We start from the raw sequence: 26557 nt of genomic DNA on the forward strand, positions 1-26557 counted from the left end.
CACGACGCCACACCGCAGCGGGTGCCGCTCTCCGCAGGTCAGCGGCCGGATCCACGTGCGGTGTCGCGATCCGTCACGCCCGGGCGTCAGCTCGATCCCCCGTCGCGTGGCCTGGGACTTCGGTGTCACTGGTCGTCCGCGCAGGTTCGGGCGTAAGGGGTGGAGGGCAGGTAGCGACGCCATTCGTCGGGGGTGAGATCCCGCCCTGCCGCGGCGCAGACGTGGGTGATCGCGCGCTCCGGATCGACGTCCCAAAGGATCAGGTTCTGATCCGCGCCGGCGGTGGCGAGGTGATGTCCGTCCGGGCTGAACGCGATGGCGTGGACGCGTTGGGTGTGGCCGGTGAGGCGGGCTGTGGTGGTCCGGCGCGAGACGTCCCACAAGGCGATGGCGGCGTCACCGCTGGTGTAGGCGAGGGTGCGACCGTCGGGGCTGAACGCCACGCCGGTGAAGTCCGCGTCGGTGTGGTCGGTGATGGTGTCCAGCCGGGTGCGGGTGGTGACGTCCCACAGGATGACGGTCTGGTCGTGACCAGCGGTGGCGAGCGTCCGCCCGTCAGGACTGAACTCGGCGGTTCGGATCCACCCGGTGTGGCCGGTGAGGGTGGCCAGCGGGGTTCCGGTGGCGGGGTCCCAGAGCTTGACGGTCTGGTCGTGGCTCGCCGTGGCCAGCAGTCGTCCGTCGGGGCTGAACCGGACCCCGTTGACCGCTCCGGCGTGCCCGGTGAAGCTCTTGAGCACGGTGCCGGTGGCGGTGTCCCGGATGAAGACGGTCCGGTCGACGCCCGCGGTGGCGACGCGGCGGCCGTCAGGGCTGAACGCGACGCTGAGCACCTGGCCGGTGTGCCCGACCCGGCGGACGGGTGTGCCGGTGTCGAGGTCCCAGAGGGTGAGGGTGTTGCCGGGGACGCCGTCCGGGCAGCACGGGAAGGGCTGCGTGGCGGTGGCCAGCAGGCGACCGTCGGGGCTGAAGGCGGCGGCGTTGGTGAACACCTCGCCATCGGTCAGGACCGCGCGGACGCTGCGGTCGGCGGTGTTCCACAGGGTGGTCCGGTTGCCGCCGGCGGTGGCGATGGTGCGCCCGTCGGGGCTGAACGCGACGGCGCTGACCATTCCGGGGTGTTCGGCGACGGCGGGCTGGTCCGGGTCCCACAAGAGGATGGCGCCGTCTTCGCCGCCGGCGGCGAGCTCCGAGGTGCGCGGGTTGAAAGCCATGGTGTAGACGGTGGTCCGGGGCCCGGTCAGCCGACCGCGCAGGACCCGGTGGCGGGTGTCCCACAGCAGCACGGCCGTGTCGTCCCCGGCGGTGGCCAGGGTCCGCCCGTCGGGGCTGAACGCCAGTGCCATGACCAACCCGGATCTGTGGTGGGTGAAGGTGGTCAGCCGGGTACCGGTGGGCACGTCCCACACCGTCGCGGTGGTGTCGCCGGAGCCCGTGGCCAGGGTCGCGCCGTCCGGGCTGAAGGCGACGGCGTACGCGCCGTCGGTGTGGCCGGTCAGCGTGGCCAGTGCGACCGAGCGGGTGACGTCCCAGAGGATCACCGTCGAGTCCGCGGAGGCGGTGGCGATGGTGCGCCCGTCAGGGCTGAACGCCAGTGCGTGCACGGGTTCGGCATGACCGGACAGGGTGGCCGATCGGGTGTGCCGTGCCATGTCCCAGAGGATCACGTCGTTGTCGGCGGTGGTGGCGAGCGTGGTGCCGTCGGGGCTGAACGCGATGTCCCGCACGCGTTCGGTGACACCGGCCAGGGTGGCGACCCGGACGCGGCGGTCGAGGTCCCAGATCGCGAGTTGGGTGTCCTCACCGCCGGTGACGGCCGTGCGCCCGTCCGGACTCACGGCGGCGGCGGTCAACCAGGTGTGGTGGCCGGTGAGCGCGGCGGTCCTGACCCGTCGGTCGGAGGCCCACAGCGACAGGGTCTGGTCGCGGCCGACGCTGAGCAGGGTGTTGCCATCCCGGTGGTAGGCGATCTGGGAGACCGCGCCGCTGTGGCCGAGGAGTTTGCCGAGGTGGCCCCGGTGGGGCGACATGCTCAGCAGCGCACCGCGCGCCTCGGTCGTGGGTGCGGAGCGGTAGGCCTGCGCGGCGAGCAGCATCGCCGTGCCCGGTTCGGTGCCGGCCAGGCCGAGCGATTCGGCGGCGAGCTGGCGGGAGGTCGCGGTCTGCCGCTGCGCGACCGCGTCCCGGCGTTGCACGAGTGCGACCGTTCCGGCGCTGACCGCGGCCACCAGCAACACGCTCAACGCGACGACGAGGTATCGGAGCTGTCGGTGGCGACGGGCGGTGTCGGCGCGTTCCCGGTCGGCCAGGTCGATCGACGTGGCCAGGAACTCCTGCTCCGCCGCGGTCATCGTGACGGGTCCGGCGTTGCGGGCAGCCCACTCGCGGGCGACGGCGAGCCGCGCGCCCCGGTACAACGCCCCGGGGTCGCGGTCCAGCGACATCCAGGACTGGGCCGCCTCACCGAGTTGCCGGTGGATGCGCAGTCCGTCCCGGTCCGTGGACAGCCAGCGCCGCAGTCGCGGCCACGCCCGGATGACGGCTTCATGCGCTATCTCGACGGTGTCCTCACCGAGCACGACCAGCCGGGCCTCGGCGAGCCGGGCGAGCACCGGGTCGATGCCGGGCAGGTCCAGCTCGTCGCGCGGGACCCGGCGGCGGGTGTCCTCCACACCTTCACCGAAGGCGACCAACCGGACCAGCACCTGCCGGGCGGTCTCGCGCTGCTCGTCGTCGAAGCCGTCGTAGAGGGTTTCCGCGGTTCGGGCGACCGCGCCGGCAACGCCTCCGGTGGCCTCGTAGCCGGCCACGCCCAACACGTCACCGCGGCGTTGCCGCCAGGTCTCCAACAGCGCGTGGGACAGCAGCGGCAGCGCACCGGGTTGCCCGGACGCCTCGGCGAGGATCTTCGTCACCAGGGCGCGTTCGACGGTCAACCCGACCAGCGCGGCGGGTTTGGTGACCACGTCGCGGAGCTCGTCCTCGGTCAGGGTCGGGACGGGAACGCTCGCCCCGGCCAGCAGCCCGGCCAGCACCGGCAGATCCGCACAGCGGGCGTAGAAGTCCGCCCTGATCCCCAGCACCACCGTGGCCCTCGGGTCGGGACCGGTCACGAGTCCCGCGATCCGGTCCACGAACGCGCGGCGCCGCACCGGGTCCGGGCAGTGGGTGAACACCTCCTCGAACTGGTCGACGACGAGCACCAGCTCACTACCGGCCGGCACCGAGCCGATCGCCTCCACCGCGGCGGCCTCCGGATCACGACCCGGTGTCACCAGCACCACGGGGCGCCCGGGCGGTCCCCCGCCGTCCCCGTTCGTCACGGCGGTGAGGGCGGGGATCAACCCCGCGTGCAGCAACGAGGACTTGCCGCTGCCCGAAGTCCCGAAGACCGCGACGAACCGCTGCCGCTCCACCAGCCGGACGAGCTGCGCCACCATCGCGTCCCGGCCGAAGAACCGGGCGCCGTCACCCACCCCGTAACCGAGCAGCCCGCGATAGGGCGGATCGCCGTCGTCCGATCGGCGGCTCGCGGCGGACTCCGCGGCGGCCTGCCGCCACCGCTGCTCCCAGAGGATCGGGTCACCGTCGCACACCCGCACATAGGCCAACGTCACGGTCAGGGTCGGCAGCGATCTCCCGCCGGCCGCGTTGGCCAGCGTCGAGGCCGAGAACCCGGACCGCGCGGCCAACTCCCGGTAGCCCGGACTCCCGGCCCGCCGACGCAACTCCCGCAATCCGGCGGCCAGTGACTCGACCGGACCGGAACCAGCCAACTCCCGCTCGGGCCGCGGCATGATCCCTCCCCTGGAGCTGCGCCCATCCCAGGCTATTTGTACACCGACGCACCACAGCCGGTTTATTCCAGTCGGCGCATCACGCACGAACCGCGCAACGGATTCCGCAAAGGTCCGATTCCACGTCGGCAGAGTTTTTCCTCCCCCACCGGAACGTCGTCGACAGTCCTCCGTCAGCGCTTTCAGACGGGTTGTTCGACGCGCGGCACCGCTACTGGACAACCCGCCACCCTGCTGTGCTGGGAACGAACGTCCGATCGTTTCCCGCCCGCACGTCGTGGATGGAGTCACCATGTTCAGGAGTCCGAGATGGCTCACCGGGTTGTTCGTCATCGCTTCGTTCCTGGGATCGGCCACAGCCGGCGCGACGTCGGCGTCCGCCGCGCCGGGCGTGTGCCTGGACAACGCCGTGGTCGGGTACGTCACCGGCGGCCCGGCCAACGCCTACCTGCCCTCCGCGTCCGGCACCTACCGAACGACCAGCCGGTGCCAGGACGTCAACTTCACCAATCGGTCGGGAAGCGGGGACGAGTCCCTCCAGGCGCTCATCCGGGTCTGCTTCGTGGCCGCCGGCTACTGCCAGAGCAGCTGGAAGTACTACTACACGGACGCCGGCCCCGGCTGGATGGTCATCGCGTCCGACGTCAAGGACGGCACGACCTTCCGACTCGAGTTCCAGTTCTACGAATCCACTTTCGGTTCCAGTTACGGAAATCTGATCGCTTTCTGATACGGAAGGGTGACACGGTGAAAACAGGGCACTTCACGCGCAAGATCGGCTCCATCCCCGGGTCGGCGGCAGTGGCCGTGCTGGTCGCGGCGTTCCTCCTCGTGCCGACGGGGCAGGCCGTGGCAGGACCGAACTGCGCAACCGGCTACCACTGCGGTTGGGACATCGGGTTCGACACCGGGAAGGTCAGCTTCTTCAACGGGGACGACGACTTCCGCGACAACAGGTTCAACACCGGCGTGATCGTCGACAACAACATCAAGACCGTCAGCAACTCCACGAGTTCCGACTACGTCAGCGTCTGGTTCATCGAACCGGGCTTCGAAGGGGCCTGGTTCTGCGTGAACCCGGGAAGCTGGGCGGGAAACCTGCCCGACGACGGCACGCCGGGAAACGGCCGCGGATTCGCCAACGAGGCCAGTTCGATGATGCTGGTCAGCGGTGGCCCGTTCAGCGGCTGCTACTGATCGCTCGGCAACCACCAGCAGCACCTCACCTGGTCGTGGCCGACACCCGCGGAGCCCTGTCGACTCCGTCGGAACGCGACCACGGGTGTGGTCCGGTCGACGGCTTCGGCAACGCCGGGACGCCTGTCACCACTCCAGGGGCAGGCGTCCTGCGCGCACCGGCTCGCCCGCTGGCTCCGTGAACGGGCAGAAGGCACCGCGTTTCCCGCTCCGCGACGCTCAGTGGTCGCCGGTTCGCCGGGGCGCGCGGTCAGGGGGCGGTCGTCCGCCGCCGGGCGTGCCTTTCCCGCTGGACGTCGGGGTCGGCCACGGGTGCGGCGGCGATGAGCCTGGTCGTGTACGAGTGCAGCGGACGGGTCAGGACGTCGGCCGTCGGGCCTTGTTCGACCAGCCTCCCGCCGTGCATGACGGCCACCCGGTGGGCCAGCCGCTCCACCACCGCGAGGTCGTGGCTGATGAACAGGCACGCGAATCCCAGGTGTTCCTGCAACGATCGGAACAGCTCCAGGACCCGAGCCTGCACCGACACGTCCAGCGCGCTCGTGGGTTCGTCGGCGACGAGCAGGGCGGGGTCCAGGGCCAGCGCGCGGGCGATGCCGACGCGTTGCCGTTGCCCGCCCGACAGCTCGTGCGGGTAGCGCTCGCGCAGCGCGGGCGAGAGCCCGACGAGGTCCAGCAGTTCGTCCACCCTGGTCGCGGGTTCCACGCCGCCCGGCGCGCCGTGCAGGAGCATCGGCTCGGCGATGGTGCGGGCGATCGTGGCACGGGGGTTGAGCGACGACGCCGGGTCCTGGAACACCGTCCCGACCCGACCTCGCACGATCCGCCGCTCCCTGCCGCGCAGGGCGGTGATGTCGCGGCCGGCCAGCCGCACCGTCCCGCCGGTGGTCGACCGCAGGCCGACGACGACCGAGGCCAGGGTGCTCTTGCCCGAACCCGACTCGCCGACCAGGCCCAGCACCTCACCCGGCCGGACGTGCAGGCTCACGCCGTCCACCGCACGGGTGCCGGACAGCCCGAACCGGCCGCCGTAGACGACGGTCAGCCCGTCCACGACCAGCGCCGCGTCCGCCGCCGGGTCGTCGGGGACCGAACCGGACCCGGCGACGGCCACCTGACCGCCACGCACCACCAGCCCGTCCCGCGCGTCGGGTACCGCCACGCCCTCGGAGGGCGCGGTCAGCGACACCACCGCGTCCAGCAACTCCTTGGTGTAGCTGTGCCGTGGCCGGCGCAGCACCTGCACGACGTCGCCCTGCTCGACGACCCGGCCCTCGCGCATCACCGCGACCCGGTCGGCGAGACCCGCCACGACACCCATGTCGTGCGTGATGAGCAGGATGGCCACGTCGAGCCGGTCGCGGAGGTCCCGCAGCAGCTCGATGATCTCCGCCTGCACGGTGACGTCCAGCGCGGTGGTGGGCTCGTCGGCGACCAGCAGCGCCGGTTCGCACGCCACGGCCATCGCGATGACCACGCGTTGGAGCTGCCCGCCGGACAGCTCGTGCGGGTAGCCGCGCAGCCGCCGTTCCGGGTCCGGCAGCCCGACCAGGCGCAGCAGCTCCGCCGACCGGTCCCGCGCCTGCCGCCTGGTCACCGGCCGATGTGCCCGCACGGCCTCCACGAGCTGGTCGCCGATGGTGAACACCGGGTTCAGCGCGCTCATCGGCTCCTGGAATACCATCCCGATCCGGCCGCCGCGCACCGCACGCAGCTCCGCGTCGTCCACCGCGTACAGGTCGCGGCCCTCGAACACGGCGCGGCCGGACAGCCGGGCGGCGACGGGCAGCAGCCGGAGCAGCGACATCGCCGTCACGGTCTTGCCGGAACCCGACTCGCCGACGACGGCCAGGACCTCCCCTGCCGCCAGGGACAGCGAGACGTCCCTGACGGCAGGGTGGGTGACGCCGCCGCTGACGAAGTCGACCGACACGTTCTCCAGCGCCAGCAGCGGTGCGGTCACGGGGTCACGCCGACCTGGAGGTAGTTGGGGTAGGCGGGGAAGTCGGCGATGAACAGGTTGGCCACCTTGGAGCCGCGCAGGAACGAGTTGCGCGTGTAGATCAGCGGAACGACCGGCGAGTCCTGGAGGATCCGCTTGTCCAGTTCCGCCCACTTGCGGCCGGCCTCGGCCGGGTCGACGGCGGCCTGCGCCTCGCCGATCTGCCGGTCCACGTCGGCGTTGCGGTAGCGGGACAGGTTGTACCCGCCGCCGCCGATCTCCGAGGACGCGAACAACGGCTGGATGTTGGCGTTGGCGCTGGGGAAGTCCGGCTGCCACGAGCTCAGCGTCAGGTCGAACGTGGCCGTGTCGCCGGTGGTCTCGCTGGTGTAGGCGTCGCTGTCGAGCGTGTGGATGGTGGTCCGGATGCCCGCGCGTGCCAGCGAAGCCTGGACCGACTGCGCCTTGTCCGGGTAGTTGTTGCTCTTGGAGACCACGAAGTCCAGCTCCGGCAGACCGTCCGGGAAACCCGCCTCCGCCAGCAGCTCCCTCGCCTTCCCCGGGTCGCCGGTGGGCTGGGTCGGGTACAGGTCGAACTTCCCCCGCCCGGCGATGCCCTCGGTGATCAACGTGGTGGCGACGTCGCCGGCGAGCTCGGCGTTGCCCGCCGAGGCGATCTGGTAGGAGGTCTTGTCCACCGCGTACTGGAACGCCTGGCGCACCTTCGGGTTGTCCAGCGGCGCCTTGCCGGTGTTGAACGCGAGGTACGCCAGGGCGCCGGACTTCGACGTCACCAGGCGCTGCTTCGCCGAGGGGTTGTTGGCGAGCTGGGCGAGCTGCGCGGGCGAGACGAACGACGAGCCGAACGCGAACTTGTCGTCACCGGAGTCCGCGACGAGGCGCTGGGAGATCACCGAGGCGTCCTGGCCGAGCTGGAAGACGACCTCGTCGGGCAGTCCGGCGCGGACCTTGTCCACATCGGTGCTCCAGTGGGGGTTGCGCGTCAGCCGCGCCTCCACGCCCTTCTGGTACTTCGCCAGCTGGTAGGGACCGGACGTCACGGGGTGCTCGCTGTAGTCCGCCTCGGCGCCCTTGCCCTTGGGGACCGGGGCGAAAGCGGGCGTGCTGACCACCCACGGCCAGTCGCCGTAGGGCCGCACGAGGGTGAACTCGATCGTGCGGTCGTCGGGGGTCTGGATGCCCTTCAGCTCGGCGCCTTCGAACGGGCCCCGGTAGTCGGCGCCGCCCTCGATGAGCTGCTTGTGGTAGCCAAGCCCGCCGGAGAACGCGGGCGCGAACGACCGCTCCACGCCCCACTTGACGTCGGCGGCGGTGATCGGGCTGCCGTCGCTGAACTTCAGGCCCTCCTGCAGGGTGAACGTCCAGGTCTTGCCGCCGTCGTCGGTCTTGCCCACGTCGGCCAGGTCGGGGACGACCTTGGCCTGCTCCCCCGGCTTGTTGTGCCAGGCGGTGAGCCTTCGGTGCACCAGGCCGAGCGAGGTGATGGCGAGGTTGGAGCTCTTCGCCGGGTCGAAGTTCTGCGTCTGGCCGTCGGACAGGATGCGCAGCGTGCCACCCCGGGTCGCCTGCGCCTGGGACGCGCCGGACGGCGGCTCGTTGGCACCGCAGGCGGTCAGGACCAGTGCACCCGCGAGGGCGATGGCGACGGCCGAGCGACTTCTGGTCATCTGTCTCTCTTCTCCTACCGGGGTTGTCACGACAGGCGGGCTCGGGGATCGAGCACGCCGTAGCAGAGGTCGACCACGACGTTGGCCGTGACGATGAGGAAGGCGGCGAACAGCGTGCAGCCCAGCAGCAGGGGCAGGTCGCGCTGGTTGACCGCGTCGATCAGCAGCGCGCCGAGACCGGGCAGGCCGAACACCCGCTCGGTGATGACCGCGCCGCCCAGCAACGAGCCCAGGTCGACGCCGAACACCGTGACGACGGGCAGCAGCACGTTGCGCAGGGCGTGCTTGCCGACGACCTTGGTCTCGGTGAGGCCCTTGGCGCGGGCGGTGCGGATGTAGTCCTCGTCGAGGGTGTCGAGCATCTGGGAGCGGGTCAGCCGCGTGTAGATCGCGGCGTGCGCGAACGCCAGCACCGACCACGGCAGGGCCAGCCGCCACGCCCAGTCGACCGGGCTGGTGGCGAACTCCACGTACCCGCCGACCGGCACGACGTCCAGCGTGAAGCCGAAGAGCAGGATGCCGAGCAGCCCCACCAGGTACACCGGCGCGGACACCCCGGCGACCGACACCGCCAGGGCGATCCGGTCCAGCGGTGTGCCGCGGCGCAGCGCCGCCACCACACCGGCTCCGACGCCCGTCAGCAGCCACAGCACCGCCGCGCCCGCGGCCAGGGAGAACGTCACCGGCAGCCGCTCGCCGATGAGGTCGAGCACCTCGGTGTTCTGCTGGAACGAGTAGCCGAAGCAGGGTGCCTCGCAGGTGATGGCCGTGGGGCCGGCGCCGAACGTGCGGCCGGTCGCGATGCCGCCGACGAAGTCCACGAACTGCCGCCACCACGGGTCGCCGAACCCCATGAAGTCCCGGGCCAGTGCCAGGTTCTGCTCGGTGCACGGCCGTCCGCACGAGGCCAGCGCCGGGTCCGCGGGCACCAGGTAGAACACCGCGTAGGTGCAGAAGGCGACGATGAGCAGCACCACCACCGCGCCCGCGAGCCGGACGCCGATGAACTTCGCGGTGCGCATCAGCGGGCCGTCCGCGGGTCGAGGACGTCGCGCAGGCCGTCGCCCAGGACGTTGAACGCCCACGTGGCGAGGAACAGCGCCGCGCCGGGGAAGACCAGGAACATCGGGTCGGTGGCCACCCAGTCGATGGCGCTGCTGATGGTCCGCCCCCAGCTCGGCGTGGGCGGCGGGATGCCGACGCCGAGGAACGACAGCGCCGCCTCCAACCCGATCTTGCCGGGGATGGACAGGGTGGAGACCACGATGATCGGCCCCCACAGGTTGGGCAGCAGCTCGTAGCGGAACACGTGCACCGGTCCCGCGCCCAGCGACCGGGCCGCGGAGACGAACCCGCGTGCCCGCAGCGTCAGCGTCTGGGCGCGGACGATGCGGGCTATCGACGGCCAGCCGAAGAACCCGATCACCACGATCAGCAACAGCGGACGGGGCACCTCGGCGGGCACGACGGCGCCCAGGGCGATCATGAACACCAGGTAGGGGAACCCGAGCAGGACGTCCGCGGTCCAGGTGACGAGCCGGTCGGGCACGCCACCCAGGTACCCGGCCGCCGCGCCGAGCAGCACACCCAGCAGCACCGACACCGCCGTGGCTGCCAGACCGATGAGGAACGAGGTGCGGGCGCCGTGCGCGACGATCGCGAACAGGTCGCGCCCGGTGAGCGGCTCCACGCCGAACCAGTGCGTCCCGCTGACACCGCCCAGCGCACCGGCGGGCGCGCCCGTCGCCGGGTCCAGCGCCTCGGTCCGATAGGTGTAGGGGTCCTGGCCAGAGATGGCGGTGAGCACGTCGGCACCGATCGCGAGCAGCGCGAGCAGTGCGATGCAGAGCGCACCGGCGAGCGCCCAGCGATCCCGGCGCAGGGCGGTGGGGGCCGCCACGCGGACCGGGCTGACAGCGTTGGGGCGCATGGGATCGGACAACGAACACCTGACCTCGGGTGACGGGACGCGCCCACAATAGGAGGCCCGGAATTGGCGTGGACCCCCTCCCACGATCTGGGAATCGACCCGAAGCGACCGGTGATTCGCACGTGGTTGCCCCATCGCCGTCGGCCTGCTCGGTCGGGATCGGGCAAGGGGTCGGACCGCGATCAGCGAGCCCGTCCCGGCGCGTGGACGAGCCGATGTCGACCTACCCGGCGAGCCGGTCCGGCGGGGCGGATGTCCGCACGCGGCCGGCAGCCCTCGACGCACCGCGCTTCGGGTTTCCTTTGTGACGAACGCATTACGCCACCTGAGTCCCGACGCGCTCGGGACAACAGCCCTGCTCCGCCGCCTCCGACCGTGCCCACATCGTGGACAACCGTTCCTCCAGGCGAGATCCGCCGGTCCAGCGCCGCCGATGGGAGGTGCGACCGGTGGACATCACCGACCACCCGGACGCGCCGATCGGCACCGCGGGCAGCGGATCACGCGCCCGTCGCGCCACCCCCGGCACGGGTTTCCCACATCCTGAGCCCTCTTGGCCGGACCGCGGGCCGGGTGCCAGCATCGACGCGTGTCCCAGGCATCCGTGCTCAGCACGCGCCGCCACGTCGACCTCCGTCGGCAGGCGAGCGCGATCTGTGCGCTGCCCGCCTGACCAGTCCACACAGGACAACGGCAACCCCGACCAGGGGAGGGACAGTGACGCACGAAGCACGCCACCGCAGCACCACCGCCGCCACCGTGCTGCGCTCCGTGTTGGACAACGGCCCGGTCGCGCGCAGCACCATCGCCCGGCTGACCGGCCTGAGCGCCGCCTCCGTGACCAGGCAGTACACCGAACTCGCCGACCGGGGGCTGCTGCGCGAGGTCCACACCCGCGTCCCGCGCGCGACCTTGGGCCGCCCTCACGTGCCGGTGGACATCGACGTGGACCGGTACGCCGTGTGCGGCGTCCACATCGCCTTCACCCACACCACGCTGTCGCTGCTCGACCTGCGTGGCCGGGTGCTGAGCCAGGAACGCGAGCCGCACCCGGGACGGACTCCGGACGCGGTCTTCCACGGCATCCTCGACCGGTTCCCGCGCTTCCTCGACCGCCACCGCAACGGGCGCGTCCCGCTGGGCATCGGTCTGGCCACCGGCGGTTGGGTGGACCCGGAACGGGGCGTGATCGTGCGGCACAGCCAGCTCGGCTGGCGGGACGTGCCCGCGCGGGAAGCCCTGCGCCCCCTGCACCTCCCGGTGCACGTGGAGAGCCACTCACGCGCGCTCGTCCGCGCCGAGCAGCTGTTCGGCGACCAGCGCAGCCGCACCAGCGTGGTGCACCTGTTCGTGGGCAACGTCGTGGACGCGGCGATCGCCACCGCGGGCACGGTCCACCACGGTCCGGGCGCCGCCGCGGGCGAGATCGCGCACCTGCGGCTGGACGGCAGCACCGCGCGCTGTCCGTGCGGGCGCCGGGGCTGCCTCCAGGCCACGGTGTCCGACCGGGCGCTCGCCGAACGCGCCGCCGGCTCGGGGCTCATCCCCGAGCCGGACTTCCCGCTGCTCGTGGCCAGGGCCCGCGAGGGCGACCGCGAGGCGACGGGCCTGCTGCGGGAGCGCGCCCGTCACGTGGGCCGGGCCGCCGGGCTCCTGCTGGACGTGATCAACCCCGAGGTGCTCGTGCTGACCGAAGCGGGTGTCGTGCACCTGCCGGAGTGCCTGGCCGAGGTGCGGACCCAGGTCGGCGATCGCGCCGAAGCGGTGGTGCCGACCAGTTTCGGCCGCGACGTGCTCAGTGTCGCGGCCGGTTCCGTGGTGCTGGACGCCATTTACGGCAGTCCGCTCGACCTCTGCGCCTGAACTTAATTTCCCGAATCGCAAAATTGACTCCAACCGCTACTGCGGCAAGACTGTAGTTATTGCGGCGACAGCCCCCTGACCTGCACAGGTCTATTTTCCCATGCCCGGAGGAACAGCAATGACCGCAACTCTCGACACACTCACCGTGCACCCGGTGGCGGGCCACATCGGGGCAGATGTCTCGGGGATCGACATTTCTCGCCAATTGGACGGTGAAACAGTCGCCCGAATCAAGGAGGCACTCAACCGGTATAAGGTAATCTTTTTCCGGGGCCAGGAGTTGGACCACGCGAGCCAGATCGCGTTCGGCCGCCGGTTCGGCGACCTGACCTACGCGCACCCGCACGACGAGGCGCCGCCGAACGGCTTCCCGGAGATCTTCACCATCGACCCGCGGCGGTACGAGGAGCGCTACGGCGCCGGGTTCCGCGACCGGGTGCGGCGCCGCCAGTACAGCTACTTCTCCGGCTGGCACACCGACGTCACCGCGGCGGTGAACCCGCCGGCGGCCTCCATCCTGCGCGCCGAGGTCGTCCCCGAGCAGGGCGGCGACACGACGTGGACCAACCTGGTCGCCGCGTACGAGGGCCTGTCGGAGCCGGTGAAGTCCTTCGTGGACGGCCTGCGGGCCGAGCACCGGTACGGCGGCGCGGACAAACCCGCCGGCGACGACTCGTACGCCAAGCGGGTCAACGACAACCTGCTCGTGGCGGTGCACCCGGTGGTCCGCGTGCACCCGGAGACCGGCGAGAAGGCCCTCTTCGTCAACCCCGGGTTCACCAGCCACGTGGTCGACGTCTCGCCGCGCGAGAGCAAGGCGATCCTCGACCTGCTCTACGCCGAGATCACCCGGCCGGAGTACACGGTGCGGTTCCGCTGGGAGCCGGGCAGCGTCGCGTTCTGGGACAACCGCGCCACCGCCCACCTGGCCCCGCGCGACCTGGAGCACCTGGACGTCGAGCGGCGGCTGCACCGGATCACGCTGATCGGCGAGACCCCGGTCGGGCCGGACGGTCGCGAGTCCGAGCTGGTGGCGGGCAAGCCCTTCACCGACGAGCACACCGTCAAGGTCGACTGATGACCGCCACGCTGCCGGGTAGCTCCCTCCGCCGGGCGTTCCGCCGCCACCCGGCGGGCGTGGTGGTGATCACCGCGGACGCCGAGCGCGGTCCGGTCGGGTTCACCGCGACGTCCCTGACCTCGGTGTGCGCCGAACCGCCGCTGATCTCGTTCGGCATCTCCACCGGCTCCTCCAGCTGGCCGCACGTGCGCGAAGCCGCGAGCGTCGTCGTCAACTTCCTGGGCGCGCACCAGGAGGACGTGGCACGGCGCTTCGCGACGAGCGGCGTGGACCGGTTCGCCGCGCCCACGTGCTGGCACCGCCTCGCGAACGGCGACCCGGTCCTCGACGGCACGGCCGGCTGGCTGCGGGCCGAGGTCCAGACCCTGATCCCGGTGGGCGACCACCACCTGGTGCTCGCCCTGGTCATCGCCACCGACCTGCGGGACGGCACCCCTCCCCTGCTCTACCACGACGGCCGCTACCACACGATCCAGGACGACGCGTCATGACACAGACATCCACGCCGCTCGGTCGGCGCTCCTTCCTGGCCGGACTGCTGGGGGTGGGGGCACTCGGCGTCGTCGGGTGCGCCACGGCGGGCGGCGCGAGCAGCCCGCCGCCCGCCGGGCCGCTGCCCACGGCGATCCCTCCCGGCACGAAGCTGAACATCTCCATCCGCACCACGCTCAAGCAGCTCGAAGCCTCGGGCAAGCTGGCCGAACTGCCGTTCCAGGTGCCCGAGTGGCCCAACGTCAGCGCGGGCCCCGACGTCATCCAGGCGTTCCGCGCCGGGTCGGTGGACCTCGCGAGCAACGCGGGCATCCCGCCGATCCAGGCTGCCGCCATCGGCTTCGACGCCAAGATCGTCGCGGTCGCCCACCGCGAGCAGCCCACCTACAAGTTCGCCACCGCGCCGGGCACCGACATCAAGTCGCCGGCGGACCTGAAGGGCAGGAAGATCGCGTTCTCCCAGGGGCAGGCGCAGGGCGTGGTCGTGCTGCGCACGCTCAAGGAACTGGGGCTGCGCAACGACGACGTGCAGCTGATCGCGCTCAACAGCCCGCAGTTCCCCACCGCGCTGCAGTCCAAGCAGGTCGACGTCGCGGTCCTCGCCGAGCCCAGCACCACCAAGTACATCAGCCAGTACGGCAAGGACGGCGCCCGCACCATCGACATGAACGCGGTCGACCTGTTGACCGTGCTGTGGGCGCCGACGTCGGTGCTGCACGACGCCGCCAAGACCGCCGCGATCAAGGCGTTCATCCCGTTCTGGGCGCAGGGCCAGGTCTGGGCCTGGGAACACCCCGACCAGTGGATCGACGCCTACTACGTCAAGGACCAGGGCGTGTCCACGGCCGACGGCGAGCGGATCGTGAAGTCCAACCCGCGGCCGTACTTCCCGCCGAGCTGGGACCGGGCCGTCGCCTGGGAGCAGGAAACCGCCGAACTCCTCGCCGAGGGTGGGTTCACGCCGCCCGTCACGGCCGCCGACCTGTTCGACCGGCGGTTCGAGGGCATCGCCACCGAGTCCGTCCCCGCCGTGTATCGGAGCAAGCCATGACCCGGACTCTCGCACCACCCGTGCTCGCGACCAAGACCACGTCGCCCGCCAGGACCGCGCCCCGGGCCCGCCGGCTCGGACCGGGCAAGCCGATCCCCTACGGTCGCGCCGCCGGACCGCTGCTGGTCATCGCGATCTGGAGCGTCGCCTCGGCGAGCGGCTGGCTCGACCCGCGGCTGCTCTCCGCGCCGTGGACGGTGGTCGAGACCGGGATCGCGCTGATCGAGAACGGGAAGCTGCCCGAGAGCGTGCTGACCTCCTTGCAGCGCGCGGGACTGGGTTTCGTGCTCGGCGCGGTCGTCGGCACGACGCTGGCGATCGCGGCAGGCCTGAGCCGCGTGGGCGAGTCGCTGATCGACGGGACCGTGCAGGTCAAGCGGGCCATCCCGTCGCTGGGCCTGATCCCGCTGCTGATCCTGTGGCTGGGCATCGGCGAGACGTTCAAGGTCGTGGTGATCGCGATCGGGGTGGCCGTCACGATCTACATCCAGACCCACGCGTCGCTGACCGGCATCGACAAGCGGTACGTCGAACTGGCCGAGGTCGTCGGGCTGAGCCGGACGCAGTTCGTGCGCAAGGTGGTGTTCCCCGGCGCGCTGCCCGGCTTCTTCGTCGGCCTGCGGCTCGGTGTCACCGGCTCGTGGCTGTTCCTGATCGTGCTGGAGCAGATCAACGCCACCAGCGGCATCGGCTACCTGATGTTCCAGGCGCAGAACTACGGGCAGAGCGACGTGATCGTGGTCGGCCTGGTGGTCTACGGGCTGTTCGGGTTCCTCTCCGACTCGGTGTTGCGACTGGTGGAGCGGAGGGCGCTGTCGTGGCGACGGACACTGGCCGGCTGACCGCGGTCCGGGTGCGGAACCTGGTGCGGCGCTTCGGGGACCGGGCCGTGCTCGACGCGCTGGACCTCGACATCGCGCCGGGCGAGTTCGTGGCCCTGCTCGGCCGCAGCGGCTCGGGCAAGTCGACGCTGCTGCGCGCCATCGCCGGCCTGGACTACGACGTCACCGGCAGCGGCGACCTCGAAGTGCCGCGGGAGGTCTCGGTGGCGTTCCAGGACTCCCGGCTGCTGCCGTGGCTGCGCGTGCTGGACAACGTCGTGCTCGGCATCGGCGCCCGTGGCGCCCGCGAGCGGGGCCGGCGTGCGTTGGCCGAGGTCGGCCTGGAGGGCCGCGAAGGCGCCTGGCCCAACCAGCTCTCCGGTGGCGAGCAGCAGCGCGTGGCACTGGCGCGCTGCCTGGTGCGCGAGCCCGCGCTGCTGCTGGCCGACGAGCCGTTCGGCTCGCTGGACGCGTTGACCCGCATCAAGATGCACGACCTGCTGCGCGAGCTGTGCGCGCGGCACCGCCCCGCGGTCCTGCTCGTCACGCACGACGTGGACGAGGCCGTGGAGCTCGCCGACCGGATCGTCGTGCTGGAGGAGGGCCGGATCGGACTGGACGTCCGCGTCGAGCTGCCCGGGGTCCGCTCCCACCGCGACCCGCTGTTCCAGTCCCACCGCGACCGGCTGCTCACCGCCCTGGGCATCACCGCGTCGGGGATCACCGAAGGAGTCACCCCGTGACCCAGCTGCACCTGAACCTGTTCCTGCACGACACCGGGCACCACGAGGCGTCGTGGCGGCTGCCGGAGAGCGACCCGCACGGGCACCTGAGCATCGACTACCACGAGCGGCTGGCCCGCACCGCCGAGGCGGCCGGGTTCGACTCGGTGTTCCTCGCGGACTCCCCGGTGCTGTGGGGTCAGGTCGGGCGGCGGCCGTCGGGCAAGTTCGAGCCGACCGTGCTGCTGACCGCGCTGGCGCGGGCCACGGAGCGGATCGGTCTGATCGCCACCGCCTCCACCACGTACAACGACCCGTTCAACCTGTCACGGCGGTTCGCGTCCCTGGACCACATCAGCGGCGGTCGGGCGGGCTGGAACATCGTCACCACGGCGGGCGACGACGCGGCGCGCAACTTCGGCCTCGACGGGCAGCCCGCGCACTTCGACCGCTACGAGCGGGCCGACGAGTTCCTGCACGTGGCCAAGAAGCTGTGGGACTCGTGGGACGACGACGCGATCGTCGCCGACAAGGAACGCGGCGTGCACGCCGAGGCCGACCGGGTGCGCACGATCGACCACGAGGGCAAGTACTTCCGGGTGCGCGGGCCGCTGAACGTGCCCCGCTCGCCCCAGGCGTACCCGCTGCTGGTGCAGGCCGGGTCCTCCGAGGACGGCAAGGGGTTCGCGGCCAGGCACGCCGAGGCGGTGTTCACCGCGCAGCAGACGCTGGAGGAGGCGCGGGCGTTCTACGCCGACCTCAAGCGGCGGGCCGCCGCGTTCGGCCGCGACCCGGACCACGTGAAGATCCTGCCCGGCCTCGTGCCGGTCATCGGCTCGACGGAGGCCGAGGCGCTGGCCGCGGACGCCGAGCTGGACCGGCTCATCGTGGCGGAGTACGCCCGCGGCCAGCTTGCCAAGCTGCTGCGCGTGGACCCGGAGTCGCTGGACCTGGACCGGCAGCTCCCGGCGGACCTGCCGTCCGAGGACGAGATCGAAGGCGCCAAGTCCCGCTACACGCTGATCGTCGAACTGGCACGGCGGGAGAAGCTGACCGTGCGGGAGCTGATCGGGCGACTGGGCGGCGGACGCGGGCACAAGACGTTCGCGGGCACCCCCGAGCAGGTCGCGGACACCATCGAGCAGTGGTTCCGCGCGGGCGCGGCCGACGGGTTCAACATCATGCCCGCCGTGCTGCCGTCCGGGCTGGAGCTGTTCGCCGCCGAGGTGGTGCCGATCCTGCGCCGACGCGGGCTGTTCCGCACCGAGTACACCGGCACGACGCTGCGGGAGCACTACGGCCTGCCACGCCCGGCCAACCAGTTCACCCGTGCCCTCGCCGCCGTATGAGCGAGCACGGTGTGAAGGTCGGCTGGTCGCGGAGACTGCTCGGCTACTGTCTGCGCCACCGCGCCGACCTCCTGCTCGCCTTCGGCTGCGCGGTCGTGGCCGCGGTCACCACGGCGGCCCTGCCGCTGGTGCTGCGCCACGTGGTCGACGAGGTGGCAACCGGCGCGGTGGCCGACGTGGCACCCTGGGTCGCGGTGTTCCTCGCCGTGGCGGCGGTGCGGTTCGCGGCGGGCTACGTCCGCCGCTACCGCTCCGGCACGCTGTCGCTCGGCGTGCAGCAGGACCTGCGTGACGACGCGTTCAAGTCGTTGCTGCGGCTGGACGGCGCGGCGCAGGACGACCTGCGGACGGGGCAGGTCGTGAGCCGGTCCATCTCGGACATCACGCTCATCCAGACCCTGCTCGCGTTCCTGCCGAACATCTCCGGCAACGTGCTGATGTTCGCGCTGTCGGTCGGGGTGATGGCTGTGCTGTCACCGCTCCTGACGCTGATCGCGCTCGCGGTCGGTCCGGCGCTGTGGTTCATCGCGCACCGCAGCCGCCGGGACCTGTTCCCCGCCAACTGGCACACCCAGCAGGAGGCCGCCGAGGTCGCCGCCGCCGTCGAGGCGGCAGTGACCGGCGTCCGGGTCGTGAAGGGCTTCGGGCAGGAAGGACGCGAGCAGGAGGCCCTGGAGGCGCGCGCCGGAGCGCTGTACGCGTCCCGGCTGCGCGTCAACCGGCTGACCAGCCGGTACAACCCGGCCATGCAGGCGGTGCCCGCACTGGGCCAGGTGCTGGTGCTGGCGCTCGGCGGGTGGATGGCGTTGCGCGGGTCGATCACCCTGGGCACGTTCCTGGCGTTCACCACGTACCTGGGCGCCTTCGTGAACCCGGTGCGGCAACTGGCGACGCTGGTGACCGTGGCGCAGCAGGCGCGCGCGGGCGTCGAGCGCGTGCTGGAGATAATCGACGCGACGCCCGGGATGGTGGACGGCACGCGGGACCTGCCACCCGGTCCGCTCGACGTCGAGTTCTCCGACGTGGTCTTCGCCTACCCCGGTTCACCGGCCACGGTGGAGGGCGCGTCGCTGCGGATCGAGGCGGGCGAGACCGTCGCGGTCGTGGGCGCGGCCGGGTCGGGGAAGTCCACGCTCGGCCTGCTGCTCCCCCGGTTCTACGACGTGTCGGCCGGGTCCGTGCGGGTGGGCGGGGTGGACGTGCGGGACGTGCGGGCGTCGTCGCTGCGGGCCGCGGTCGGGGTGGTGTTCGAGGACACCTTCCTGGTGTCGGACACCGTGCGCGCGAACATCGCCTTCGGCCGGCCGTCCGCGTCACTGGAGGAGGTCGTCGAAGCGGCCCGGCTGGCGTGCGCGGACGAGTTCGTCGCCGGTCTGCCGGACGGCTACGACACCGTGATCGGCGAGCAGGGGCTGACCCTGTCCGGCGGGCAGCGCCAGCGGATCGCCCTGGCCCGTGCGCTGCTGCACGACCCGCGGGTGCTGGTGCTGGACGACGCCACGTCGGCGATCGACGCGCGCGTGGAGGCGGAGATCCACCGGAACCTGGCGCGCGTGCGGCGGACCACGATGGTCATCGCGCACCGCCGGTCGACGCTGGCGCTCGCGGACCGCGTCGTGCTGCTCGACAACGGGTCCGTCGTGGACGACGTCGGGGTCGACCTGGAGGCCCTCCCGCCCGCGGTCAGCGGACGGCGCCGGAGCACCGCGGTGTGGCACGGCGCACCGGCGGCGCGCACCGGCGGTTCGGCCCGGACCGCGCTGGCCTTCGCCACGGCCGCGTCGGGCGCGCCCGGCCCCGGAGCCGTCGGCGGCGGCGTGCTGGCCTCCGCACCGCCGAGCCCGGAACTGCTGGCGCGGCTGGACGACCTCGCGCCCCTGACCGAGCGCCCCGACGTGGACCCCGCACGGGCTCGGGCAGGAGACCTGTCGTTCGGCCTCGCCCGGCTGCTGCGGCCGTTCACGCCCGCGCTGCTGGGCGGACTGCTGCTGGTCGCGCTGGACGCCGCCGCGCAGATCGCCCTGCCGGTGCTGGTCCGCGCGGGCGTCGACGGGCACGTGCTCGTCGCGTCGCTGCTGGCCGCCGCGGTGGTCCTCGCGGGCTGGGGCATCGGCGTGGCGCAGATCCGGGTGACGGGCAGGACCGGCGAGAAGCTGCTCTACACCCTGCGGGTCAAGACGTTCGCCCAACTCCAACGGCTCGGGCTGGACTACTACGAGCGCGAGCTGGGCGGCCGGGTCATGACCCGGATGACCACGGACGTGGACGCCCTGTCGAACTTCCTCCAGACCGGGCTCGCCACCGCCGTCGTCACCGCCCTGACGATCGTCGGCGTCCTGGTGGCGATGGTCGTGGTCGACGCGCCGCTGGCCGTGGTGGTGCTGCCGGTGCTGCCCGTGCTGCTGGTCGCGACCGCGGTGTTCCGCCGCGCGTCGGTGCCCGCCTACACGGAGGCCCGGGAGCGGATCAGCGCGGTCAACGCCTACCTCCAGGAGACCGTGGCCTCCCTGCGGGCGAACCAGGCGTTCCGGAGGGAAGGGGTGGCGGCGGCCGAGTTCACCCGGCGTGGTGACGAGTTCCGGGTGGCGCGGCTGCGGGCGCAGCGCAACATCGCGACGTACTTCCCGTTCGTGGAGTTCCTGAGCGCCGCCGCGTCCGCCGCCGTGCTGGCGGTCGGTGCCGGCCAGGTGCGGGCGGGTGAGCTGACCGCCGGGACGCTCATCGCGTTCCTGCTGTACGTGGACATGCTCTTCGCGCCGGCGCAGCAGCTGCCGCAGGTGTTCGACGGCTACCAGCAGGCGACGATCGGCATGGCCCGGCTGCGCGGCTTGATGCGGACCCCGACCAGCACTCCCCCCGCCCCGTCACCCGTCCCGGTGACCGGGCTGCGCGGCGAGGTCGTGTTCGACGACGTGCACTTCGCGTACGCGGGCGGTTCGCGAGAGGCGCTGCGCGGGGTGTCCCTGCGGATCGCGCCCGGCGAGACGGTGGCCCTGGTCGGGCGGACCGGCGCGGGCAAGTCGACCCTGGTCAAGCTGCTGGCCCGGTTCTACGACCCGACCGGCGGCGCGGTCCTGGTGGACGGGCACGACCTGCGGTCGCTCGACCTCGCCGGCTACCGGCGGCGGCTGGGCGTCGTGCCGCAGGAGGCGCACCTGTTCAGCGGCACGGTCCGCGACGCCATCGCCTACGGCCGGCCGGACGCCACCGACGCCGAGGTCGAGGCCGCGGCCCGGGCGGTCGGCGCGCACGAGGTCGTCGCGCGGCTCCCGCTGGGCTACGACCACCCCATCGGCGAACGCGGACGCGGCCTGTCCGCGGGCCAGCGGCAGCTCATCGCGCTCGCCAGGGCCGAACTGGTCGACCCCGACGTGCTGCTGCTCGACGAGGCGACCGCCGCGCTCGACCTGACCACCGAACAGGCCGTGACCCGCGCCGTCGAGGTGCTGTCGAGGCGCCGCACGACGGTCGTGGTCGCGCACCGGTTGCCGACCGCCGCCCGGGCCGACCGGGTGGCCGTGCTGGACGGCGGCCGGGTGGTCGAGGTCGGCACGCACGCCGAACTGCTGGAACTGGGCGGGGCGTACCGCCTGCTGTGGGACGCCTTCGCGGGCGAGGACCTCGTTGAGGAGAGGACGGCATGAGCCACCGACCGTTGGGCCGGACCGGAGTCCGGGTCAGTCCGCTGGCGCTGGGCGCGATGATGTTCGGCGAGCGCGGGAACCCGTCGCACGAGGACGGCGTCCGGATCATCCACCGCGCGCTGGACGCGGGCATCAACCTGATCGACACCGCCGACGTGTACTCGGCCGGCGAGTCGGAGACCATCGTCGGCAAGGCGCTGCAGGGCAGGCGCGACACCGTCGTGCTGGCGACCAAGTTCCACGGCGCGCTCGGCGACGACGTCAACCAACGCGGCAACTCCCGCCGGTGGATCTTCCAGGAGGTGGAGCACAGCCTCCGCCGGCTCCAGACCGACTGGATCGACCTCTACCAGGTGCACCGGCCGTCACCCGACACCGACTTCGACGAGACGCTGGGGGCGCTGACCGACCTGGTCCGCGCGGGCAAGATCCGGTACATCGGCACGTCGACTTTCCCGCCGTCGGAGATCGTCGAGGGCCAGTGGATCGCGGAGAAGCGCGGCTACCAGCGGGTCGTCTCCGAACAGCCGCCGTACTCGCTGCTCGCGCGCGGGGTCGAGCGCGAGGTGCTGCCCATCGCGCAGCGGTACGGCCTCGGCGTGATCCCGTGGAGCCCGCTCGCCGGCGGTTGGCTGACCGGCCGCTACCGCAAGGGCGCGCCCCAACCCGCCTCGTCGCGGGCGAACCGCTTCCCGGAACGCTTCGACATCACCGCGCCGGAGAACGCGGCGAAGCTGGAGGCGGTCGAGTCCCTGGCCCACCTGGCGGACGAGGCGGGTCTGCCCTTGGTCCACCTCGCGCTGGCCTTCGTGCTGGAGCACCCGGCCGTGACGTCGGCGATCATCGGGCCGCGCACGTACGAGCAGTTGGAGGGCCAGCTCGGCGCGGCGGACGTCCGGCTCACATCGGACGTGCTCGACCGGATCGACAAGATCGTCCCGCCGGGCGTGACCCTGTCGTCCCGCGACGAGGGCTACCAGCCGCCGACGTTGACCCACCCCGCCCTGCGCCGACGGTGATCGGCCCCGGTGCCTGGCCCGGCGGCCGGTCGGAAGCATCCGCCTGCCGGGCCGGGCGCCGGGCGCGAACTCGGCGTCGACGTTCCCCTGATCCAAGCGTCCGACCGGTCCCGGCCGGGCCGAGTCAGCTCGATCTGCCGATCCGCCACCAGACGGCGGCGTCCTGGTCGGTCAGCTTGCCCGTGTAGTAGAAGTCGATCCACTTCACGGCGGCTTCCTCGCCGCGCTCGCCGATCTTCGGGCTCACCACGACCGGCGTGCCGCCGCCGAGCACGCCCGCCTCCGTCTTGTCCGCCAAGGGCGGGGCGGCGACTCCGTAGTCGGCGGCCCTGAGGCCGTTCTGGGTGACGAGGTTGCCGTAGTTGCCGCCGCCGGCTGATCGCCGGGATCGGCGGCGGGGGTGGTGGTCGCCGGCGAGGTGTACCGGGGCAGCACGTCCGACACCGCGGAGATCGGCCACATCTCGATCGACGTCAACGGCGCCGAGTGCCCGTGCGGCAACGTCGGGTACCGGCCGCGAACGCCGGCGACCCCGAGGCCCGTGAGCTCGTCGAGCGGTCGGCGCGCTACCTCGGTCACGCCGCGGTCACCGTGGCGGTCCTGTTCGACCTGGACACGATCGTCCTGGCCGGACAGAGCTTCGCGGTCTCGGGCTCGACCTACCAGGCGGTGATCCAACATAAGCTGGACCGCCGGTTGTTCGCCCGCGAGGCGCACCCGGTCCGGGTGGTGCCGTCGGTGAACGGGTCGGACGCCGCCGCGATCGGCGGGGCCGTCCTCGTCCTGCAGAGCGAACTGATCCTCGGCCACGGCCGCCCCGAGGACGGAGCACGACCGGCGCCGTCGAGACACCGTGACCGTTCGCGCCCAGCGCTCGTGACATCACCCACACCTTCCGTGCTTTGTGGATGACGCTTCGCGCACGACTTGGCGCGTAGCCAAGGAGTTACGCGGAGTGCGCCGACTGCGGTGTGACGAAGGCTATTTTGATTCATTCCAGACAAACCACATAGGGTCGACGCGTGACATCCGACTTCGAGACGCAGTTGCGGGCGGTCTCGCTGCGGGTGACCCGGCCCCGGTTGGCCGTGCTCGCCGCGCTGCACGACCACCCGCACGTCGACACCGAGACGGTGATCACGTTGGTCCGGGCTGACCTGCCGACGGTCTCCCACCAGGCCGTTTACGACGTGCTGCGGGCGTTGACCGACACCGGCCTGGTGCGGCGCATCCAGCCCGCCGGCGCGACGGCCCGCTACGAGTCCCGGGTGGGCGACAACCACCACCACGTCGTGTGCCGTTCCTGTGGCGCGATCGCGGACGTCGACTGCGCCGTCGGCCACAGCCCCTGTCTCACCGCCTCGGACGACGGCGGCTACGTCGTCGACGAGGCCGAGGTCGTCTTCTGGGGCACCTGCCCCGACTGCGCGACCCAGAACACCGCCGATGATCCGCCCGCTGGAAGGAAGTAAATTGAGCGACCCCGGGAAGACGCCACCCTCAAGCGCACAGGGCGTGGACCAGAAGGCCGCGGTCGGCTGCCCGGTCGCACACGACTCCGTGACCGCGCACGGGAGCGAAAGCGAGAACCCCGCGATCGACTCACCGACCGCGAAGACCGGCGGTCGTCCGCGCGCGAACCGCGACTGGTGGCCCAACCAGCTGGACCTCTCGGTGCTGCACGCGCACTCGTCCAAGGGCAACCCGCTGGGCGTGGACTTCAACTACGCCCAGGAGTTCGCCAAGCTCGACGTCGAGGCCCTCAAGCGCGACATCGTCGAGGTCCTCACCACCTCGCAGAGCTGGTGGCCCGCCGACTTCGGCCACTACGGCGGTCTGATGATCCGGCTGAGCTGGCACGCCGCCGGCACCTACCGCACCCACGACGGCCGCGGTGGCGCGGGTGACGGCGGGCAGCGCTTCGCGCCGCTGAACAGCTGGCCCGACAACGCCAACCTGGACAAGGCGCGGCGTCTGCTGTGGCCGGTCAAGCAGAAGTACGGCCAGAAGATCTCCTGGGCAGACCTGCTCGTCCTCGCCGGCAACGTCGCCCTGGAGTCGATGGGCTTCAAGACCTTCGGCTTCGGCTTCGGCCGCGAGGACGTCTGGGAGCCGGAGGAGATCTTCTGGGGCCCGGAGGACAGCTGGCTGGGTGACGAGCGCTACGTCAGCGAGACCGAGATGGCGCCCGAGGTCGGCGCGACCGAGATGGGTCTCATCTACGTCAACCCCGAAGGCCCTCGCGGCAACGCGGACCCCTTGGCGGCGGCGCACTTCATCCGGGAGACCTTCGGCCGGATGGCGATGAACGACGAGGAGACCGTCGCCCTCATCGCCGGCGGTCACACGTTCGGCAAGACCCACGGCGCCGGCGTGGCCGACGACCACGTGGGTCCGGAGCCCGAGGGCGCGCCGCTGGAGGCGCAGGGCCTCGGCTGGCTGAGCACCTACGGCAGCGGCAAGGGCGCCGAGACGATCACCAGCGGTCTCGAGGTGACGTGGACCGACAAGCCCACGCAGTGGAGCAACCGCTTCTTCGAGATCCTCTTCGGCTACGAGTGGGAGCTCACCACGAGCCCCGGCGGCGCCAAGCAGTGGGTCGCCAAGGACGCCGAGGCGATCATCCCCGACGCTCACGACCCGGCGAAGAAGCACAAGCCGACCATGCTCACGACGGACCTGTCGCTGCGCGTGGACCCGGCGTACGAGAAGATCTCCCGCCGCTTCCTGGAGAACCCCGACGAGTTCGCCCTGGCGTTCGCCAAGGCCTGGTACAAGCTGCTGCACCGCGACATGGGTCCGGTCAGCCGCTTCCTGGGTCCGTGGGTCCCCGAGGCGCAGCTGTGGCAGGACCCGGTGCCGGCCGTCGCCGACGAGCTCGTCGGCGAGGCGGACATCGCCGCCCTCAAGGCCAAGGTCATCGACTCCGGCCTCACGACCGCCGAGCTGGTCACCACCGCCTGGGCCTCCGCCGCGACCTTCCGCGCCACGGACAAGCGCGGCGGCGCGAACGGCGCACGCATCCGCCTGGAGCCCCAGCGCAACTGGGAGGTCAACCAGCCCGGGCAGCTCGAGAAGGTGCTGGAGGTCCTGGAGGGCGTCCAGCGGGAGTTCAACGAGGCGGGCGGCGCGAAGATCTCCCTCGCCGACCTGATCGTGCTGGCCGGCTCGGCCGCGGTCGAGAGGGCGGCGCGCGAGGCCGGCTTCGACGTGACCGTGCCGTTCCACCCGGGCCGCACCGACGCCGACCAGGAGCAGACCGACGTCGAGTCGTTCCAGTTCCTGGAGCCGCGCGCCGACGGGTTCCGCAACTACGTGCGTTCCGGTGAGAAGCTCCAGCCGGAGGTGCTGCTCGTCGAGCGCGCCTACATGCTCGACCTGACGGCGCCGGAGATGACCGTGCTCGTCGGCGGCCTGCGTTCCCTCGGGACGAATGTCAACGGCACCCGGCACGGCGTCCTCACCGACCGGCCCGGCGTGCTCACCAACGACTTCTTCGCCAACCTGCTGTCGCCGGGCACCCGATGGAAGGCGTCGGAGTCCGAGGAGCACGTGTACGAGATCCGGGACGCGGCGACCGACGAGCTGAAGTGGACCGCCACGGCGGTCGACCTCGTCTTCGGCTCCAACTCCCAGCTGCGGGCCCTGTCGGAGGTCTACGCCAGCGAGGACGCCCGCGAGAAGTTCGTCGCGGACTTCGTCGCGGCCTGGACCAAGGTCATGGAACTCGACCGGTTCGACCTCGTCTGACCCTGCTCCACCGGCGCGGGGGGGGGGGCCGGCCCCGGGCCGGCGCGGCGCCCGCGCGGGGCCTCGTCTGACCCTGCTCCACCGGCGCGCCCGGCCGATCACTCCGGTGACCGGCCGGGCGCGCCTCTTTCGCAGGACCCCTGTGCCGGCGTGTCACCAATACGGGTGACGTGCCGGCGGTCGAGGGACAGCCGCGGGTCTCCGGCATAGG

The 26557-nt window shown here is 71.9% G+C and carries 20 protein-coding genes and 1 pseudogene; 15 read left to right on the forward strand and 6 right to left on the reverse strand.

What is annotated here, in order from left to right:
* Positions 1-125: 125 nt before the first annotated feature.
* Entirely contained in the window at positions 126-3797 is a 3672-nt protein-coding gene (locus tag LNK82_RS00780; protein ID WP_230564918.1) for a WD40 repeat domain-containing protein, read from the reverse strand.
* 292 nt (positions 3798-4089) lie between these two features.
* On the opposite strand from LNK82_RS00780, the gene LNK82_RS00785 reads away from it, so the two are divergent.
* Both LNK82_RS00785 and LNK82_RS00790 read left to right on the forward strand, forming a co-directional pair.
* Positions 4090-4527, forward strand: a complete 438-nt coding sequence (locus tag LNK82_RS00785) for a hypothetical protein (RefSeq protein WP_230564919.1) — start codon at positions 4090-4092, stop codon at positions 4525-4527.
* A gap of 17 nt (positions 4528-4544) precedes the next feature.
* Complete coding sequence (locus tag LNK82_RS00790; RefSeq protein WP_230564920.1) at positions 4545-4994, forward strand: hypothetical protein; 450 nt, start codon at positions 4545-4547, stop codon at positions 4992-4994.
* Between the two features lie 250 nt (positions 4995-5244).
* On the opposite strand, the gene LNK82_RS00795 is transcribed toward LNK82_RS00790, so the two are convergent.
* Genes LNK82_RS00795 through LNK82_RS00810 form a run of 4 tightly spaced genes read right to left on the reverse strand, consistent with a single transcriptional unit; the run spans position 5245 to position 10566 of the window.
* Positions 5245-6957, reverse strand: coding sequence for an ABC transporter ATP-binding protein (locus tag LNK82_RS00795; protein ID WP_230564921.1), 1713 nt, complete (start codon positions 6955-6957; stop codon positions 5245-5247).
* Positions 6954-8624, reverse strand: a complete 1671-nt coding sequence (locus tag LNK82_RS00800; RefSeq protein ID WP_230564922.1) for an ABC transporter substrate-binding protein — start codon at positions 8622-8624, stop codon at positions 6954-6956. Before LNK82_RS00800 ends, LNK82_RS00795 begins: the two co-directional genes overlap by 4 nt.
* 26 nt (positions 8625-8650) lie before the next feature.
* Positions 8651-9646, reverse strand: coding sequence for an ABC transporter permease (locus tag LNK82_RS00805; protein ID WP_230564923.1), 996 nt, complete (start codon positions 9644-9646; stop codon positions 8651-8653).
* Complete coding sequence (locus tag LNK82_RS00810; RefSeq protein ID WP_230564924.1) at positions 9646-10566, reverse strand: ABC transporter permease; 921 nt, start codon at positions 10564-10566, stop codon at positions 9646-9648. The genes LNK82_RS00805 and LNK82_RS00810 overlap by 1 nt, the downstream gene beginning before the upstream one ends.
* A gap of 592 nt (positions 10567-11158) precedes the next feature.
* Between LNK82_RS00810 and LNK82_RS48180 the strand changes: the two genes are divergently transcribed.
* From LNK82_RS48180 to LNK82_RS00855, 10 genes are all read left to right on the forward strand, one after another.
* Positions 11159-11227, forward strand: coding sequence for a putative leader peptide (locus LNK82_RS48180; protein WP_372470388.1), 69 nt, complete (start codon positions 11159-11161; stop codon positions 11225-11227).
* Between the two features lie 44 nt (positions 11228-11271).
* Positions 11272-12417 carry an ROK family transcriptional regulator gene (locus LNK82_RS00815; RefSeq protein ID WP_230564925.1) on the forward strand — a complete coding sequence of 382 codons (1146 nt, stop codon included), beginning with the start codon at positions 11272-11274 and terminating at the stop codon, positions 12415-12417.
* A gap of 118 nt (positions 12418-12535) precedes the next feature.
* Positions 12536-13495, forward strand: coding sequence for a TauD/TfdA dioxygenase family protein (locus tag LNK82_RS00820; RefSeq protein ID WP_230564926.1), 960 nt, complete (start codon positions 12536-12538; stop codon positions 13493-13495).
* Positions 13495-13989, forward strand: coding sequence for a flavin reductase family protein (locus tag LNK82_RS00825; protein ID WP_230564927.1), 495 nt, complete (start codon positions 13495-13497; stop codon positions 13987-13989). Before LNK82_RS00820 ends, LNK82_RS00825 begins: the two co-directional genes overlap by 1 nt.
* Entirely contained in the window at positions 13986-15041 is a 1056-nt protein-coding gene (locus tag LNK82_RS00830) for an ABC transporter substrate-binding protein (protein WP_230564928.1), read from the forward strand. Before LNK82_RS00825 ends, LNK82_RS00830 begins: the two co-directional genes overlap by 4 nt.
* Positions 15038-15883 carry an ABC transporter permease gene (locus tag LNK82_RS00835; protein ID WP_230564929.1) on the forward strand — a complete coding sequence of 282 codons (846 nt, stop codon included), beginning with the start codon at positions 15038-15040 and terminating at the stop codon, positions 15881-15883. Before LNK82_RS00830 ends, LNK82_RS00835 begins: the two co-directional genes overlap by 4 nt.
* The gene (locus LNK82_RS00840; RefSeq protein WP_230564930.1) at positions 15859-16605 is read left to right on the forward strand and encodes an ABC transporter ATP-binding protein; all 747 of its coding nucleotides are present in this window, start codon (positions 15859-15861) and stop codon (positions 16603-16605) included. The genes LNK82_RS00835 and LNK82_RS00840 overlap by 25 nt, the downstream gene beginning before the upstream one ends.
* Positions 16602-17933 (forward strand): LLM class flavin-dependent oxidoreductase, encoded by a 1332-nt coding sequence (locus LNK82_RS00845; RefSeq protein WP_230564931.1) that lies wholly within the window; start codon positions 16602-16604, stop codon positions 17931-17933. The genes LNK82_RS00840 and LNK82_RS00845 overlap by 4 nt, the downstream gene beginning before the upstream one ends.
* Positions 17930-21577 carry an ABC transporter ATP-binding protein gene (locus tag LNK82_RS00850; protein ID WP_230564932.1) on the forward strand — a complete coding sequence of 1216 codons (3648 nt, stop codon included), beginning with the start codon at positions 17930-17932 and terminating at the stop codon, positions 21575-21577. The genes LNK82_RS00845 and LNK82_RS00850 overlap by 4 nt, the downstream gene beginning before the upstream one ends.
* The gene (locus LNK82_RS00855) at positions 21574-22596 is read left to right on the forward strand and encodes an aldo/keto reductase (RefSeq protein WP_230564933.1); all 1023 of its coding nucleotides are present in this window, start codon (positions 21574-21576) and stop codon (positions 22594-22596) included. Before LNK82_RS00850 ends, LNK82_RS00855 begins: the two co-directional genes overlap by 4 nt.
* A 124-nt stretch (positions 22597-22720) precedes the next feature.
* Here LNK82_RS00855 and LNK82_RS00860 read toward each other — a convergent pair whose 3' ends face one another.
* Complete coding sequence (locus LNK82_RS00860; protein WP_230564934.1) at positions 22721-23056, reverse strand: hypothetical protein; 336 nt, start codon at positions 23054-23056, stop codon at positions 22721-22723.
* Between LNK82_RS00860 and LNK82_RS00865 the strand changes: the two are divergent.
* From LNK82_RS00865 to katG, 3 genes and pseudogenes are all read left to right on the forward strand, one after another.
* Positions 23015-23508, forward strand: a pseudogene (locus tag LNK82_RS00865) (ROK family protein). The gene LNK82_RS00860 and the pseudogene LNK82_RS00865 overlap by 42 nt on opposite strands.
* A gap of 110 nt (positions 23509-23618) precedes the next feature.
* Positions 23619-24068, forward strand: a complete 450-nt coding sequence (locus LNK82_RS00870; protein WP_230564936.1) for a Fur family transcriptional regulator — start codon at positions 23619-23621, stop codon at positions 24066-24068.
* The gene (katG, locus tag LNK82_RS00875) at positions 24043-26346 is read left to right on the forward strand and encodes a catalase/peroxidase HPI (protein WP_230564937.1); all 2304 of its coding nucleotides are present in this window, start codon (positions 24043-24045) and stop codon (positions 26344-26346) included. The genes LNK82_RS00870 and katG overlap by 26 nt, the downstream gene beginning before the upstream one ends.
* Positions 26347-26557 lie beyond the last annotated feature (211 nt).

Source organism: Saccharothrix luteola, assembly GCF_020859565.1.
In the GTDB taxonomy this organism is placed as follows: domain Bacteria; phylum Actinomycetota; class Actinomycetes; order Mycobacteriales; family Pseudonocardiaceae; genus Actinosynnema; species Actinosynnema luteola.

What these genes read in the sequence shown, in the direction of transcription:
- LNK82_RS00800 (WP_230564922.1), bottom strand. Translation starts at nt 8,624, where the DNA reads ATGACCAGAAGTCGCTCGGCCGTCGCCATCGCCCTCGCGGGTGCACTG.
- katG (WP_230564937.1), top strand. Translation starts at nt 24,043, where the DNA reads ATGATCCGCCCGCTGGAAGGAAGTAAATTGAGCGACCCCGGGAAGACG.
- LNK82_RS00830 (WP_230564928.1), top strand. Translation starts at nt 13,986, where the DNA reads ATGACACAGACATCCACGCCGCTCGGTCGGCGCTCCTTCCTGGCCGGA.
- LNK82_RS00855 (WP_230564933.1), top strand. Translation starts at nt 21,574, where the DNA reads ATGAGCCACCGACCGTTGGGCCGGACCGGAGTCCGGGTCAGTCCGCTG.
- LNK82_RS00825 (WP_230564927.1), top strand. Translation starts at nt 13,495, where the DNA reads ATGACCGCCACGCTGCCGGGTAGCTCCCTCCGCCGGGCGTTCCGCCGC.
- LNK82_RS00850 (WP_230564932.1), top strand. Translation starts at nt 17,930, where the DNA reads ATGAGCGAGCACGGTGTGAAGGTCGGCTGGTCGCGGAGACTGCTCGGC.
- LNK82_RS00820 (WP_230564926.1), top strand. Translation starts at nt 12,536, where the DNA reads ATGACCGCAACTCTCGACACACTCACCGTGCACCCGGTGGCGGGCCAC.
- LNK82_RS00785 (WP_230564919.1), top strand. Translation starts at nt 4,090, where the DNA reads ATGTTCAGGAGTCCGAGATGGCTCACCGGGTTGTTCGTCATCGCTTCG.
- LNK82_RS00805 (WP_230564923.1), bottom strand. Translation starts at nt 9,646, where the DNA reads ATGCGCACCGCGAAGTTCATCGGCGTCCGGCTCGCGGGCGCGGTGGTG.
- LNK82_RS00835 (WP_230564929.1), top strand. Translation starts at nt 15,038, where the DNA reads ATGACCCGGACTCTCGCACCACCCGTGCTCGCGACCAAGACCACGTCG.
- LNK82_RS00780 (WP_230564918.1), bottom strand. Translation starts at nt 3,797, where the DNA reads ATGCCGCGGCCCGAGCGGGAGTTGGCTGGTTCCGGTCCGGTCGAGTCA.